Raw genomic sequence first — 15,996 nt, forward strand, 5'->3', positions numbered from 1 at the left:
CTGCCAACATATCCTCGCGATTGTGAGGGCCCGACAGCAATGCCTCGGAACCTACGTCGAGGCGTAGACGGCGTTCTTCGGCACTCGGCGCCTTGGTCGCAACCAGCTGGTCGCCACGAGGCGCGTCGGTTTGTGGCAATAACGGCAAGAATGCAGCTTGCCATCACCTGAAAGGTCGTGAAGCCCCTGTAATGTCTGACGTAAATAAAGATTCGGATCTCCGATCCTTACAGAATCGCCACCGCATCACGATTACCTACTGCACGCAGTGCCAATGGCTCCTGCGTGCGGCTTGGATGGCGCAGGAGCTTCTGTCGACTTTCCGTGACGACCTCCGCGAGGTCGCGCTCCGGCCGGGCACGGGCGGCGTGTTCGTGATCGAAGTCGAGGGGGAGGTGGTCTGGGAGCGGGTGCGCGACGGCGGCTTTCCCGACGTGAAGACGCTCAAGCGGCGGGTGCGGGACCGGCTCGACCCGGCTCGCGACCTCGGCCATGTGGACCGATCCGGGGGAACAGCCTGATCTGGGGGCGCGGCGCGGTCTCCTGCCGCAAGGTGGTTGGCATGGCCACCTGCGCTGGGGCATGATGCGTCCGCGCCGAGCCCAAAAACTTCTCAGAGCGTGAAACGCGGGACGCCTTGATCCGACGCATGCTCTCCCGGCTCGGCCAGCGTGGCTTCTCCACGCAATTCTACCTCATCATGCTGGTGATCGCGCTGATCGGGCCCGGCCTGGTCTTTACGGCGATCCTGCTGACCCGCTACGCCGCGACCGAGCGTGCCCGCTTCGAGCAGGATGCCCGGGAGAACGTGCGCGGCATCGCCCTGTCGATCGACCGCGACACCGCAGGCCTCGTCTCCGTGCTGCAGACGCTCGCGACCTCGCCGCGCATCCGGGAGGGCGAGTTCGCCAATTTCGAGAATCAGGCCCGCCTCGTGCGCGAGGCGGTCGGCCTCGATCTCGTGCTGCGGCGCCCGGACGGCCAGCAGATCGTCAACACGGCGCTCAAGCCCGGCGCGCCGCTGCCGGTCACTTCGCTGCCGATCGACCGGGAGCTGATCGAGGGCGGGCAGCGCTCGATGGTCACCGGCTATCTTGCCGGAGCCAACCCGGAACACGCGCACTATGCCGTCGCGGTGCCGGTACGGATCGACGACGCGGTCAGCTACATCCTCAGCTTCTCGGTGCCCCTGACCCGCGTCGCCGGCATCCTGTCCCGCGAGCAGGTCAAGGGATGGGTCTCCGGCGTCTCGGACCGGGACGGCGTTCTGCTGGCTCGCCTGCCGGAACTGCCGGGGGCCATCGGGCACGCCCGTCTCGCAACCCTGCGGCAGAAGGCGACGGGCACGCCCGGGGTGTGGGAGGGGCGCGACCGCGACTTCAAACCCGTCACCGTCGTCGAGGCGCGCTCGCGGCTCAATGGCTGGACCGCCGGGGCGAGCATCCCGCACGCGCTGGTCGAGGCGCGGCTGCGCCGCTGGATCTGGGCCTTCGGCGGTTTCGGCCTCCTCGTGCTCGCGACCTCCTCGGTGCTCGCGGTTCATCTCTGGTCGCGGGTCTCGAAGCCCCTGCGCCAGCTCGCGGCCTCCGGCCCGGCGCTGGCCCGCGGGCAGGCGATCCCGCGGGTCGCCTCGCCGATCCACGAGATCCGCCGCCTCGCCGACGTGCTCTCGGAGGCTTCGCTGCGCCTGCGCACCCGCAGCGAGGAGCGCGACCGGGCGCTCGCCGAGACGCAGCGCGGCCTCTCGGCCCTGCGCGAGAGCGAGGCGCGCTTCCGCCACATGGCCGATTCCGCGCCCGCCCTGATCTGGATGACCGACGAGACGGCGAAGGTGGTCTTCGCCAACATGCATTTCGACCATCTGTTCGGCCGTCCCGCCGCGGAGATGACCGGCGAGGGCTGGGAGGCGATCATCCATCCGCCCGACCTGGCCGGCTTTCAGGCGCTGTTTCAGGACGCCTTCGACAATCGCCGCCCGTTCCGGGCCGAGGTGCGGGTGATCGACCGCAACGGCGAGATCCGCTGGCTGCGTTGCGAGGGCGTGCCGCGGCTCGACGACAACGGCACCTTCCTTGGTTTCACCGGCTGCAACGTCGATGTCTCCGACGCCAAGCGGGCCGAGGAGCACCTGCGGCTGCTCATCAACGAGCTGAACCACCGGGTGAAGAACACGCTCGCCACCGTCCAGTCGATCGCCATGCAGTCCCTGCGCGGTCTCGACGGAGAGGAGGCGCAGGCGGCCAAGGCCGCCTTCGAGGCCCGGCTCCTGGCGCTGGCCCGGGCCCACGACGTCCTGACCCGCGAGAGCTGGGAGGGCGCCGAGCTGAAAACGGTGGTGGCCGATGCGATCCGCCCGCTGGAGGCAGCCGATGGCCAAGCCTCCCGCTTCGCGGTGTCGGGGCCGCGGCTGCGGCTCGCGCCCCGGCTCGCCCTCTCCATCGCCATGGCGTTGCACGAACTCGGCACCAACGCCGTCAAGTACGGCGCCCTCTCGAAGGAGGGGGGCAAGGTGACGATCACCTGGACCGTGCAGCGCCGGCCGGAGCTGCATCTTTCGCTGCGCTGGAGCGAGAGCGGGGGACCGCCCGTCACGCCGCCGACGCGGCGGGGCTTCGGTTCGCGCTTGATCGAGCGCAGCCTCGCGCGCGAGCTCGCCGGGACGGTGGAGCTGCTCTACGAGCCGGAGGGCGTGATCTGCATCATCGAGGCACCGGTGCCGCCGCCGGGCCTGCTCGAGCGGAAGGGCGGCACGCAGCTCGCCGCGACCAAACCCCTGCCGCTGGCCGGTTAGTCGAACATCCCGAGGCGCTGCCCCGCTCCGGGAAAGGGCGGCACGCCTACTGGAAGGTCACCGGGTCCGGGCCGATGCGCCCGTCGGCTTGGTCGAGCCCGGCGATCGCCCCGTGGTCCTCCGCGGTGAGACGGAAGCTGAACAGGTCGATGTTCTCGTGGATGCGGGCCGGCGTCGCCGATTTCGGGATCGCCACGAAGCCGCTCTCGATGTGCCAGCGCATCACGATCTGGGCGGGGGTGCGTCCGAGGCGGTCGGCGATGCGGGTGATGACGGGCTCGTCCAGCACCTGGGCTTGGCCCAGCGGGCTCCAGGCCTCGGTGACGATGCCGAGCCGGGCATGCGCCGCCCGCAGGGAGTGCTGCTGGAAGCGGGGGTGCAGCTCGATCTGGTTGACGGCGGGCGTGACGCCGGTCTCGGCCACGAGCCGGTCGAGCTGATCCTCGGTGAAGTTCGAGACGCCGATCGAGCGCGCACGGCCCTCCTCGCGCAGGCGGACCAGGGCGCGCCAAGTCTCGAGATAGAGGCCGCGTGCGGGGCAGGGCCAGTGGATCAGGTAGAGATCGACGTTTTCCAGGCCGAGCCGCGCGAGGCTGTCGTCGAAGGCGCGCAGGGTTGCGTCATGGCCCTGGCTGTCGTTCCAGAGCTTGGTCGTGACGAACACGTCGGAGCGCGGCACCACCGTCTCGCGCAGGCCCCGCCCGACGCCGCCCTCGTTGCCGTAGATCGCGGCGGTGTCGATCGAGCGGTAACCGCTGCCGAGCGCCGTGCCGACGAGGGCCGGCGTGTCCGCTTCCGGCATGCGCCAGACCCCGAAGCCGAGTTGAGGGATCGACCGCCCATCGTTGAGGGTGATCTGCGGGACGGGATCGGGGGATGTCATGGCCTGCCGGCTGCGGTGCACGGCCCCGGACGACGGCCGGGGCAACGGGCCGGGAGAATCTGCACGATCTTGCCTGTCGTACAGGCGCTCAGCCGAGGGGCTGGCCTGCATTTCCGTCAGGGCCCGGTCCCCGAGAGCGGTTCGGAGGCCCCCTGTTCGGGCGTGTTCACGAGGTGGAGATAGGCCGGGTCGAAATCGCAGAAGGCGCGCAGGCGCTCTACCTCCGGGACGTGGAGGTGGCGATCCTTCAGCTCGATCAGACCGGCCTCGCGCAGGTCGCGCAGGATGCGGCTGACGTGGATCGGGGTGACGCCGAGGATGTCGGCGAGCATGGGCTGGGTCAGCGGCAGCGGACAGTCGCGCGCGCCGGCGGCGCCGACGAGCTGCTGGCGCAGCAGCAACTCGCAGAACAGGTGGGCGATCCGCTTGTCGGCGGGGCGCTGGCCCATGCTGGCCAGCCACTCGCGCAGGACGCTCTCGTCCACCAGCGTGGCCCACCACAGGGCTCGGGCGATGCGCGAGTCGCGGAAGATCAGGGCGTCGACCTGCCGCTGCGGCACGTCGGCGATGATGCAGGCCGTCAGGGCCGCGATGTAGTGGTCGGAGGGGCCGAGCACGATCGACTGGAGGTCGCAGAAATCGCCCGGCAGCAGAAGGCCGAGGATCTGCCGCCGCCCGTCCCTGACGAGCTTGTAGCGGAAGGCAAAGCCCTCCAGCACGAGGTGGACGCCGCTCGACCGCTCGCCGGCCCGGACGATGTCCTGCTGCGGCTCCAGGCTCCGCGTCGCCCGGAAGGCGTCACCGAGCAGGGCGCGGTCCCCGGCATCGAGATCCATGCCGAAGCGAAGTTTCAGAAGCAGCGGATTCACGTGTGGGAGCGTAACGATCGCGTCCATCCACGCACAACGTCAGCGACCCGATTTCGTGCCATGCATTCCATGTCTCGGGACGGGCCGTCGGCGTTCCCGCTGCGCGAGGGCAAAGGGACTCGCAGCGCAGCGCGCAGGATGATCGATACGGACGCGGTCCGACGCGTCAGGCCGCCTTCCAGCGCCGGGCGGTGTGGTTGCCGAAGGCGCGGGCGTAGAGGTCGCAATAGTTCAACGCAGCCCCGTCCCAGCCGAAGGAGCGGGACATGGCGCTGCGGCGCATGGTGTTGAGGCGCTTCTTCTGGCCGAAGGTCTCGAAGGCGCGCCGGATCGCGGAGCCCAGTCCCCGGGGCGACGCCTCACCGAAGGTGAAGCCGGTGACGCCGTCCTCCACCGTGTCGTTGAGGCCGCCGGTGCGCCGCACGATCGGCAGGGAGCCGAAGCGTTGCGCATACATCTGCGCCAGCCCGCAAGGCTCGAAGCGCGAGGGCATCAGCAGGAAGTCGCTGCCGGCGAAGATGCGGCGCGCCTCGGTCTCGCGGAAACCGACATGGACGCCGACATTGTCGGGATGGCGCCCGGCGAGATCCCGCAGCGCCTCCTCGAAGCGGCCCTCGCCCTGGCCGATCACCACGAGCTGCCCGCCCTCGGCGACGATCGACTCGGCGGCACTGATGCTGAGATCGATTCCCTTTTGGTGGACGAGCCGGGAGACGATGGCGAAGAGGGGGCCGCGCGAGACCGCCATGCCGAACTGCTTGCGGACCTCGTCGGCATTCGCCCGCTTGCCCTTCCAGTCGTCGGGCTCGAAACGGGTGGCGAGGTGGGGGTCGGTGCGCGGGTCCCAGCTCTCGTCGATGCCGTTGAGGATGCCGGTCAGCCGGCCCTGCGCGGCGCGGGTGCGGAGCAAGCCGTCGAGACCGCAGCCACCCTCGGGCGTGGTGATCTCGCGGGCATAGGTCTCGCTCACCGTGGTGACATGCGAGGCGTGGTAGATGCCGGCCTTGAGGAAGGAGAGCTGCCCGTAGAACTCCACGCCATCCATCTGGAAGGCGTAGTCCGGCACGCCGATCCGTCCGAGATTGTCCCGGTGGAACAGGCCCTGATAGGCGAGATTGTGAATCGTCAGCACGCTCGGGCGGCGGATGCCGAGCCAGGACATGTAGGCGGGCGCCAGCGCCGTCTGCCAATCGTTGAGGTGCAGGAGGTCGGCCGACCAGAGCGGATCGAGACCGGCGGCGAGTTCCGCGGCGGCCCGGCTCAGGCGGGCGAAGCGCAGGTCGTTGTCCTCGAAATCGCCGCGCGCGTCGCCGTAGGGGGTTCCTTCGCGCTCGTAGAGATCGGGGGCGATCAAGACGTAGACGCCGAGGCCGTCGGGCGTCGTGCCGAAGCCGAGCTCACAGGCCGGTACGCTCGCGAAGGCCGCAAACCGGCCCAGCATCGTCAGGTTTTCGAGGCCGGCGAGGACCCGCGCGTAGCCCGGGATGAGCACGCGCACGTCGTAGTGACGACGCAGCGCCCGGGGCAGGGCGCCCGCGACCTCGCCGAGGCCGCCGGTCTTCACGAAATCCGCCATTTCCGGCGTGGCGTAGAGGATGCGGGGGAGAAGGGCGTTGCCGAGCCTGGCATCCGGCTCGACGGCGAACGGAGACGGCGCCTCGGTGACCCGCGGCACACCGAGATCCACGTAAGCCATTAACCTGCCCCCAAACCGCTTCGAAAAAGCGGGTTCCGCTACTGCTGCGCCCGGCATGAGAATGCTCCGGAAGGCGTTCGGTTCCGTTGCATCGCACAATTCAGACCAGGTTCAGCCGCTTATTTTTCCGGGAGAGCGGCGCCGGCATCATGGGTTGCATGCGTTGGGCGAATGCGGCGGGTGTTCCGCTCTAAGGCACCGCTTCTCGCGCCCGCGATGTGGCCGGATGCAACCGCGTCAGACGGATAGGGCACCGAGGATGAAGCCCTCATCCGGCTCGAGACAAATGTTGCGCTGCGCAGTCTCGCCGCTTCGCCCTGCATGGGTCGAGAGCAGGACGGTCCAGGCGCTTCCGTCTTCAAGGGCGAGGTTACGCTCCGCGCTGCCGAAATTGAGCAGAATGCGCAAGGTTTCCCCTTCCGCGATCCGCTCGAAGGCAAGCACATCCCCGGCGAGATCCGGGGGCAGCTGCATGCCGCGATAATCACCGACCGACAGGGCCGGGTGGTCCCGGCGCAGGGCCAGCAGCCGGCGGTACAGGGTCAGGATCGAGCGGGAATCGTCGCGCATCTCATCGACGTTGCGCCGGGCCGCATCGGCGCTCTGCGGCAGCCAGGGCGTCCCGGTGCTGAAGCCCGCATGCGGCGCATCCTCCCACTGCATCGGCGTCCGCGCCGGGTCGCGGCCGTGACCGGGCTCGTTGCGCCCCCAAGGATCCTGCGCCCGCTCCGGCGGAACCGGTACCCGTCCAAGCCCGATCTCGTCGCCGTAATAGAGGGTCGGCGTACCGCGCAGGGTCAGGAGCAGCATGGCGGCGATTCTGGCCTGCGCCTCGCCGATGCGGGCGGCGATGCGGGGCTGATCGTGGTTGCCCAGCACCCAGTTCGGCCAGCCGCCCTGGGGCAAGGCCGCTTCGTACTCCTCCACCAGCGCCGCCACCGCATCGGCGCGCCACGGCGTCTGGATGAGCTGGAAGTTGAAGGGTAGGTCGGCGCCTGTCAGACCCGGACCGTAATAGGCCACCAGCCGCTCGATCGGCAGGTAGATCTCGCCGATCAGAACCCGCTCGCCGTAGGCGCGCAGCACCGCCCGCATGCCAGCGATGACGTCGAGCACCTCCGGCCGATCGCAGGAATAGACCTGCTGGAAGCGGTTGATCCCGGCTTGGTGCGCTTCGAAGTCGGCGTTCTCCGGATTGTCGCGAAAACCCTCGTCCTTGATCAGGTGCCAGATCACATCGACGCGGAAGCCGTCCACGCCGCGCTCCAGCCAGAAGCGCAGGACATCGTGCATCGCTGCCCTGACGTCGGGGTTGCGCCAGTTCAGGTCCGGCTGCTCGGGCAGGAAGGCGTGGTAGTAGTACTGGCCGGTGGCCTCGTCCCGGGTCCAGGCCGGGCCGCCGAAATTCGAGAGCCAGTTGTTGGGCAACCCGCCATCGGGGGCGGCGTCGCGCCAGATGTACCAGTCGCGCTTCGGACTCTCGCGGCTTGCCCGGCTCTCGGCGAACCACGGATGCTCGATCGAGCTGTGGTTGGGCACGAAGTCGAGGATCACCTTGAGCTTCCGCCGATGTGCCTCGGCGATCAGGGCGTCGAAATCCGCGAGCGTTCCGAACAGAGGATCGACATCGCAGTAATCGGCTACGTCGTAGCCGAAATCGGCCATCGGCGAGCGGTAGAAGGGCGAGATCCAGACGGCGTCGACGCCGAGCCAGGCGAGGTAGTCCAGCCGCGCCGTGATCCCGGGAAGGTCGCCGACGCCGTCGCCATCCGTGTCCTGGAACGAGCGCGGATAGACCTGATAGACCGTCCCGCTTTGCCACCAGATCGTCTCAAAGCCGCTCGTGCCGGACATCGGACCTCCCGCGGTGACGGCTTTGCTGCCTCTCGCTACGGGGTGGGTTAGGGCCGTTCAGGAAGCCTTCAAGCGTTGCGGTGCAATTCTCGTCTTCGAGACCGATGGATGCGGCAGGGTTGTGTTGGGGAAGACACACGCATGCAGGCACGCGTCTTGCGCGGAGGATCTTCGCCGGGATGTGTCTCGACAAGTCAGGCCACCGGCAACACCATGGCCGGTGCAGGGCGACAGACCATGTCGCGGATCAGCGCGCCGCCGCCAGAAGCGGGCGAGTTCCGTGGCGAACCGACAACGTATCGGCTGCAACGAAGGGGGATACCTAGGTGCTTAACGAAGCTCTGTCCGTTCCCGCCAGGGGCGATAAGGCGGATACGTCCAACTCATTGACGACGACGAAGAAGGCTGCCGCTACCTATGTTAAGCAAGGCGCGCAAGACCGGGGCGATCTCGTAGTGGAACTGCGCGAGGACATCCGCGCCAAGCTCATCTACGCGCTCGGCAAGTCACCGGATTCGGCCCGCGAGCGCGACTGGTTCGCTGCGACCGCGTTGGCCCTGCGCGACCGGATCGTCGATGCCGGGCGAAAGGGCCAGGTCGATCGCGTCCCCGACAAGCGGGTCTACTACCTCTCGCTGGAATTCCTGATCGGCCGGTTGCTGTCGGACGCGATGAACAATCTCGGCCTCGTCGAGGCCACGAAGTCGGCCCTGCGCGACCTCGGCGTCGACCTCGCCGAGGTCGAGGGGGCCGAGCCCGACGCGGCTCTGGGCAATGGCGGCCTCGGACGGCTCGCCGCCTGCTTCATGGAGAGCATGGCGAGCCTGTCGATCCCGGCCATGGGCTACGGCATCCGCTACGATCACGGCATTTTCCGCCAATCGCTGGAGGATGGCTGGCAGCGCGAGGCGCCGGAGACCTGGCTCGAGGAAGGCAATCCCTGGGAGTTCCCGCGGCCAGAGGCGACCTACACCATCGGCTTCGGCGGCCACGTCACCCTGTCGAGCCAGGGCGACCATCACATCCGCCGCCACTGGCATCCCGCCGAGACCGTGAAGGCGGTCGCCTACGACATCCCCGTCGTCGGCTGGCGGGGCAAGCACGTCAACGCCCTGCGCCTGTGGAAGGCGGAGTCGGATGCGCCGGTCGAACTCGCTCGCTTCAATGCCGGCGACCATGTCGGGGCCGTGGCCGGCCGCGCCCGGGCCGAGGCGATCTCGCGGGTGCTCTATCCGAGCGACTCTTCCGCGGAAGGGCAGGAGCTGCGCCTGCGCCAGGAGTTCTTCTTCACCTCCGCCTCGCTGCAGGATCTCGTTCGCCGTCACGTCGCCGAGCGCGGCAGCCTGCACAGCCTGCCGGACCACGCCGCGATCCAGCTCAACGACACCCACCCGGCCATCGCCGTGCCGGAGCTGATGCGCATCCTGATGGAGGATCACGACCTCACCTGGGAGGATGCGTGGCAGATCACCTCCAACACGCTGCACTACACCAACCACACCCTGCTGCCCGAGGCGCTCGAGACCTGGCCGGTGGAGCTGATGGAGCGGCTGCTGCCGCGCCACATGCAGATCATCTACCTGATCAACTGGCTGCATCTCGAGGAGCAGAGCAAGCACGCCCGGGCCGATGCGCCCGACGGGGCGGCCCATCTCGCCGCGATCTCGCTCATCGACGAGTCGAACGGCCGGCGCGTGCGCATGGGGCCGCTCGCCTTCCACGGCTCGCGCCGGGTCAACGGCGTCTCGGCGCTGCACAGCGAGCTCCTGAAATCGACCGTGTTCGAGGATCTGCACACGATCGAGCCGGAAAAGATCGTCAACAAGACCAACGGCATCACCTTCCGCCGCTGGCTGCACAACGCCAATCCCGAGCTGACGGCGCTCGCCGTCGAGGCGGCGGGCGAGGCGGTGCTCGACGATCCGATCAACCTGCTCAAGCTCAAGCCGTTCGCCGACGATCCCGAGTTCCGCACGCGCTACGCGGCGATGCGAAAGCTCCGCAAGAAGCGGCTGGCCGCTGTCATCGCAGAGCGCACCGGCATCGCCGTCGATCCCTCGGCCCTGTTCGACGTGCAGATCAAGCGCATCCACGAGTACAAGCGCCAGCTGCTCAACCTCGTCGAGACGGTGGCGCTCTACCAGGCCATCAAGAAGGCCCCGCACAAGGACTGGACGCCGCGCGTCAAAATCTTCGCCGGCAAGGCGGCGCCGAGTTACGTCCAGGCCAAGCTCATCATCAAGCTGGCCGGCGACATCGCCCGGGTCGTCAACGACGATCCTGAGATCGGCGGCAAGTTGAAGGTGGTGTTCCTGCCGAACTACTCGGTGAGTCTGGCCGAGGTGATCATCCCGGCCGCCGATCTCTCCGAGCAGATCTCGACCGCCGGCATGGAGGCCTCGGGCACGGGCAACATGAAGCTCGCGCTCAACGGAGCGCTCACCGTCGGCACGCTCGACGGCGCCAATATCGAGATCAAGGACCACGTCGGCGCGGAGAACATCTTCATCTTCGGCCTCGACGCCGAAGGGGTGCTCGCCCGCGTGAACGAGCCGGACTACGCGGGCAAGGCGATCGCCGCCTCGGCCCGGCTGGCGGCAGCGCTCGACGCCATCGGCGACGGCACCTTCTCGCCCGACGATCCCGGCCGTTTCGCGCCCCTCGTCGACGAACTGCGCCACCGCGACCGCTACCTGACCACGGTCGATTTCGAGGATTACTGGCGCGTCCAGCGCGAGATCGACGCCGCCTGGAAGCGCCCGGCCCAATGGTGGCGCACGGCCATCCTCAACACCGCCCGGATGGCGTGGTTCTCCTCCGACCGCTGCATGCGGGAATATGCCGAGGAGATCTGGCGGGTGAAGCTGGGCTGAGAGCCACGACGCGAACAATCAAAGGGGAGGAAGGGCATCCTTCCTCCCCTTTGTCTTGGCTTGCGGTGTGCAGGGGCAGAAGCGCTCGCAGCCTACCCCGCCTTGAATGCGGGGCGCCTTCCTCGTGAAGGATGCTTCGAAGAGGCGTCACCTTCTTGCCGGCGAACGGGGCCTGACCGACGCGACCGTCTCATCCGGTCAGCGCCGCGCTGGCCGGATGGCTTCGGCGTCGCTTCGCAATGACGGCGCAAGTCGTTCTCTTCGTCGTCGCGAGCGTCAGCGAAGCGATCCAGCACCGTGACGGCTGCCGAAGGAAGCGCCACGGCGCATCGGGAGAGCGGGCCTGCCTAAGGGCGCCCCTCACGCTCCCGGTTCGAGCGGGATCGGGTAGAAGCGTGCGCCCGCCGCTGCCGCCAGCACCTCGACCGCGCCGAGGGTCGAGGAGCAGCCGGAGGCGTGCACCACGTCGTTGGTGCGCAGGCTCGGGATGTGGGCGGTGAGCGGGCCGGGGCGCACGTCCGGCGCGCGCTGGCGGTGGCGGTCGGCGGCCAGTGTGATGCGGGTGACGCCTGTGGCGCGCAGCCATTCGAGCGAGGGGCGCATGTAGAGGTCGAGGGGATCGCGCGCGCCCACCACGAGGCAGATCTCGCGGGCCGGTTCCACGTAGCGCGCGGCGCGCGCGATGGCCCAGATGCCGGCAAAACCCGTCTCGGCGGCGACGAGCACGAGGCGTCCGCCGCCGGGCCGGTAGGCGCCGTGGCCGACGGGACCCTTCACCTTCAGCGCGAGGCCGGGTGTGGGCGCGCAGCCGAACAGGGCGCCGAGATCCTCCGCGCATTCGCCGCGCAGGTGAAAGACGAGTTCGTTGAGTTCCGCCCCGCCCTCGACGCCGAGGGTGGGGGCGAGCGTGACGGGACGACCGCCCTCGAGCGTGACGACGACCTGATCGCCGGGCTCGAAGGAGAGCCGCCGGTCCAGCGTGGCGACCACCTGCAGGACGCGCGGCGCCAGCGCCGTGATCGCGTCGATGCTGCCGGTGCGTCGCGCCACCGTCCGCGACAACGTTTCGGACTTGCTCCTGGCCTTGGCCCCGGGCCGGATCGCGGCCGCCGGATCGGGTACGGACAGGGTGACGGATTCCGCGCGCCGCGCGCGGGCCGGCAGTCGCCGCGAGGCGGGGCCGGCGCCCTGGCCGAGCAGGCCGGTCATCGGGGCGATCACGCCGTCGGCGAGGGCGGTTTCGAGAGAGGTGTCGCCGGGGGACACCCGCAGGGGCTGGCCGTTCACGACAAGCGAGCAACGGGCGCTCGTGGGAGCACGCATGGCGGCAACCCGCTCCGATCGGATCAAACAGGTTTCGGGATCAGAGCGAATCGTGGATCAGGCGCTCGACCAGGGCGGCCCAGCGCTCGCGCACGGCCCGCGCCTCCTCGCCCAGCGTCTCGGGCTCGGAGAGGCCGAGGCTGGCCCGCAAGGCCTCGCTCTCCCGGCGCTCGGCGGCCAGGGCCGCCTTCATCATCATCACTTCGAGGCGCAGGCGCGCGAGGTCGTCCGCAGCCTCCTCCGGCTCGTCGGCGGCCGGCGACGCTTCCACCACGGTGAGGTGGGGTTGCGCGGCGCCGCTGAGCTGCGCCTGGATCGGGCGGGTCATGAGGCGCCGCATCGCGCTGCCGGTGGGGGCCGGGCTCCTGCGTCTCGTCGCCTCGATCATCGTCCATCCTCGGGTAGGCCGGATCGCCGACGGGCGTCCCGGATACTAGGGATGAACCTTCCCTCAACATGGTTAAGGGAGATTTAAGCGGATCCTCGACGCTCCTGCCTCGTCGTGGGATCGGCTCGCGTCAGGCGGCCTCGGGTGCGGCGCCGACGAGCTGGCGGGCCTGGAGCATCGTCATCGGCTCGCCGAAGGCCGCGCCTTGCGCGTAGTCGCAGCCGAGTTCCTGCAGCGCCTGCGCGTCCTCCTCCGATTCCGCCCCCTCGGCGATGGTGGCAAGACCGAGTTCCTGCCCCATCCGCAGGATCGAGCGCAGCATGGCGGTCCGGCCCTGGCCCAGCTGGCGCACGAAGGTCTGGTCGATCTTGATCGTGTCGAAGGGGAAGCGCTGGAGGTAGGAGATCGCCGAGTAGCCGGTGCCGAAATCGTCGAGGACGAGGCCGGCGCCGAGGTCGTGGATGCGCGCCAGCATCTGGGCCGCGTATTCGGGGTTCTCCATCACCAGCCCCTCGGTCATCTCCAGCTTGAGCGAGCCGGGCAGGACGCCGGTGCGGGCGATGACGGTCTTCACGTCGTGAAGGAGGTCGTGGCGCAGGAGTTGGCGCGAGGAGACGTTGACCGAGGCGAAGATCGGCGGCTCGACGTCGAGCGAGCGCTGCCAGGCGGCGAGTTCCAGGGCCGTGCGCTCGATCGCGAAGTTGCCGAGCGGGACGACCACGCCCGTCTCCTCGGCCACCGGCATGAAGGTCGCGGGCGGGATGCGCCCGAGCTTGGGATGATCCCAGCGCAGCAGCGTCTCGAAGCCCGCCACCGTGCGGTCCTCGAGCCGGACGATGGGCTGGAACAGCACCTTGATCTCGTTGCGCTCCAGCGCCTTGCGCAGGTCCGCCTCCAGCATGAGCCGGTCGGAGCGCTCGACGCGCATGTTGGCGCGGAACACCTCGATGCGGTCGCCGCCGCCGCGCTTGGCCTGGATCATGGCCATCTCGGCGTTCTTGAACACCTCGTCGCGCCGCGCCGGCCCGGTGCCCTGGCTGCCGCCCTGCGCCGCCTCGTGCAGGGCGATGCCGATGGAGACGGTGAGGAACACCTCGCGGTCGGCGTAGGTCACCGGCGTGGCGATGGCGCGCCGGATCATCTCGGCGAACGACAGGATGCGGTCGGGCTCCCGCTCGGAGAGCAGGATCACGGCGAACTCGTCGCCGGCCACCCGCGCCAGGGTGTCCTGAGGGCGCAGCAGCCGGCCGAGGCGGCGCGAGAGGGTGAGCAGGATCGAGTCGCCCGCCGAGAGGCCGATGGCGTCGTTGATCGCCTTGAACCGGTCGATGTCGAGGGCGATCACCGCGGGCTTGAGGCGCGGATCCTGGCTCGCCAGCGCCAGTGCCGCCTCCAGCCGGTCGTGGAACAGCTCGCGGTTGGGCAGGCCGGTAAGGCTGTCGTGCACGGCGTCGTGCAGCAGCCGCTCCTCGGCTGTCTTGGCCTCGGTCACGTCGCTGATCGTGCCGACGATGCGGATCACCTCGCCGTCGGTTCCGATCACGGGCCGCGCCTTCAGCCGGTACCAGGCGTAGGGGCCGTCGGCCGAGCGCAGGCGGAAATCGTGGAGAATGCGCCCGCGCCGCTCCTCGATCACCGTGTCGAGGGCCGCCGAGTAGCGCTCCACGTCGAAGGGATGGAGCAGGCCGAGCCAGTTCGCCGCCGGCCCTTCGAGGGTGCCGCGCTTGAGCCCGAGCTGCGCCTCGATCTCGGGACCGGCGAAGACGCGGTCACCGGGCACGTCCCAGTCGAACACGATGTCGCCCGCCCCCGTGAGCGCCAGCGCCCGGCGCTCGGTGTCGGAGACGAGGCTGTGGCTCAGCCCTCCGCCCGCAAAGGCGTGCTGCATCACCGTGAAGCCGATCAGCATGACGATGAGCACGAGCCCGCCGATGAGGGCCGGCTGGACGAGGTCGGAGCCGATCTGGCCCGTGATGGCAAAGCCCGCCGCCACCACCCAGAACAGCAGGAGCAGCCACGTCGGCACCAGCAGGATCGCCCGGTCGTAGCCGTTATGGACGGCTAGATAGAGGATCAGCAGCAGGCCGACGCCGGCCACCGCCGCGATCGAGATGCGTGCCACGCCCGCCGCCACGGGCGGATCGAACACGGCGAGCCCGACGAGGCCGGCGAGGAAGGTCAGCCAGAAGAAGGCGACGTGGCTGTAGCGCACGTGCCAGCGCGAGAGGTTGAGGTAGGCGAACAGGAAGACGAGCAGGGTGGCGCCGAGCACGGCCTCGGCGGAGGCGCGGTAGATCCGCTCCGCCTGCTCCGCGACGGGGAAGATCCGCTGCAGGAAGCCGAAATCGATGCAGGCATAGGCGAGCACGGCCCAGGAGAGCGCGGCCGCGGCGGGGAAGATGATCGCGCCCTTCACCACGAAGATGATGGTGAGGAACAGCGCCAGCAACCCGGCGATGCCGATGATGATGCCCTTGTAGAGGGTGAGCCCCGAGGTCTTCTTGCGATAGGCGTCCTGATCCCAGAGGTAGACCTGCGGGATGTTGGGCCCCTTCAATTCGGCGACGTAGGTGACCGTGGTTCCGGGATCGATGGTGATCAGGAACTGGTCGGCCTCCAGGCTCTCGTCGCGCTCGGGCCGGATGCCCTCGCTCGCGGTGATCGCGGCGATGCGCGAGCCGCCGAGATCGGGCCAGATCACGCCCGAGCCGACGAGGCGGAAATGCGGGGCGACCAGCAGCCGGTCGATCTGCTCGTCGGTGTCGTTGGTGAGCGCGAACACCATCCAGTCGGGCCGCGCACCCGCCTCGCGGGCCTTGACCGCGATGCGCCGCACGATGCCGTCCTTGCCCGGCGCCGTGGAGATCTGGATCATTTCGCCGTCCGAGCGGTAGCGCTCGATCGTCGGCGTGAGATCGATGGCGGGCGCGTCGAGGGTGACGCGCACGGCTTCGACCGCGCGGGCGGGAACGGCGGTCCCGAGGAGGGCGGCCAGGGAGCCGGCCACGACCGTCAGGAACGCGAGGACCAGTGAGAGCGTGCGCAACGGGCGTTTCTTGACAACCGGCTTGAGCGGTAGGGCGAGCGGCCAAGTCGTATCGGCGGCATCCTGCCCCCGCAAGGCGACCCGGCCGGAGCGGGCGGCGCACCCACCGTTCTTTCGGCCCGCCGCCCGACGCGGATCGCGTGGCTTTGCGGCCAAAACAAGTTGGGATCGTCCGATCGGCCCCGGCGCGGCCTCGCTTGAGGGGAGGAGGGCGGCTAGAGCGGGGACCATGCAAACGATCGGAACACGCCGTCTCGAAGCCTCCCTCGAGGG

At 69.2% G+C, this 15,996-nt stretch carries 10 protein-coding genes; 3 read left to right on the forward strand and 7 right to left on the reverse strand.

The genetic code is table 11. The features are described from left to right. Positions 1–191 precede the first annotated feature (191 nt). Both BY998_RS15565 and BY998_RS15570 read left to right on the forward strand, forming a co-directional pair. Positions 192–521, forward strand: coding sequence for a SelT/SelW/SelH family protein (locus BY998_RS15565; protein ID WP_110352520.1), 330 nt, complete (start codon positions 192–194; stop codon positions 519–521). Between the two features lie 128 nt (positions 522–649). Beyond that, complete coding sequence (locus BY998_RS15570) at positions 650–2,791, forward strand: HWE histidine kinase domain-containing protein (RefSeq protein ID WP_110352521.1); 2,142 nt, start codon at positions 650–652, stop codon at positions 2,789–2,791. Between the two features lie 46 nt (positions 2,792–2,837). Here BY998_RS15570 and BY998_RS15575 read toward each other — a convergent pair whose 3' ends face one another. The 4 genes from BY998_RS15575 to BY998_RS15590 all read right to left on the reverse strand — a co-directional run bounded on the left by BY998_RS15575 (position 2,838) and on the right by BY998_RS15590 (position 8,093). Beyond that, on the reverse strand, positions 2,838–3,674 hold the full coding sequence (locus BY998_RS15575) for an aldo/keto reductase (RefSeq protein ID WP_110352522.1): 837 nt from the start codon (positions 3,672–3,674) through the stop codon (positions 2,838–2,840). Positions 3,675–3,790: 116 nt separating this feature from the next. Then, the gene (locus BY998_RS15580; protein ID WP_245421609.1) at positions 3,791–4,543 is read right to left on the reverse strand and encodes a Crp/Fnr family transcriptional regulator; all 753 of its coding nucleotides are present in this window, start codon (positions 4,541–4,543) and stop codon (positions 3,791–3,793) included. Between the two features lie 166 nt (positions 4,544–4,709). After that, positions 4,710–6,239 carry a glycogen synthase GlgA gene (gene glgA / locus BY998_RS15585; protein ID WP_110352524.1) on the reverse strand — a complete coding sequence of 510 codons (1,530 nt, stop codon included), beginning with the start codon at positions 6,237–6,239 and terminating at the stop codon, positions 4,710–4,712. A 237-nt stretch (positions 6,240–6,476) separates the two neighbouring features. After that, positions 6,477–8,093 (reverse strand): alpha-amylase family glycosyl hydrolase, encoded by a 1,617-nt coding sequence (locus BY998_RS15590; protein WP_110352525.1) that lies wholly within the window; start codon positions 8,091–8,093, stop codon positions 6,477–6,479. 326 nt (positions 8,094–8,419) lie between these two features. Between BY998_RS15590 and BY998_RS15595 the strand changes: the two genes are divergently transcribed. After that, positions 8,420–10,966, forward strand: a complete 2,547-nt coding sequence (locus BY998_RS15595; protein ID WP_110352526.1) for a glycogen/starch/alpha-glucan phosphorylase — start codon at positions 8,420–8,422, stop codon at positions 10,964–10,966. Positions 10,967–11,326: 360 nt separating this feature from the next. Here BY998_RS15595 and BY998_RS15600 read toward each other — a convergent pair whose 3' ends face one another. The 3 genes from BY998_RS15600 to BY998_RS15610 all read right to left on the reverse strand — a co-directional run bounded on the left by BY998_RS15600 (position 11,327) and on the right by BY998_RS15610 (position 15,723). Then, entirely contained in the window at positions 11,327–12,289 is a 963-nt protein-coding gene (locus BY998_RS15600) for a ferredoxin--NAD(+) reductase (RefSeq protein ID WP_110352527.1), read from the reverse strand. 40 nt (positions 12,290–12,329) lie between these two features. Beyond that, positions 12,330–12,617, reverse strand: a complete 288-nt coding sequence (locus BY998_RS15605) for a hypothetical protein (protein ID WP_245421610.1) — start codon at positions 12,615–12,617, stop codon at positions 12,330–12,332. Positions 12,618–12,807: 190 nt separating this feature from the next. Continuing rightward, the gene (locus tag BY998_RS15610; protein WP_110352529.1) at positions 12,808–15,723 is read right to left on the reverse strand and encodes an EAL domain-containing protein; all 2,916 of its coding nucleotides are present in this window, start codon (positions 15,721–15,723) and stop codon (positions 12,808–12,810) included. Positions 15,724–15,996 lie beyond the last annotated feature (273 nt).

It is taken from the genome of Methylobacterium sp. B4, from assembly GCF_003201865.1.
Classification (GTDB): Bacteria; Pseudomonadota; Alphaproteobacteria; order Rhizobiales; family Beijerinckiaceae; genus Methylobacterium.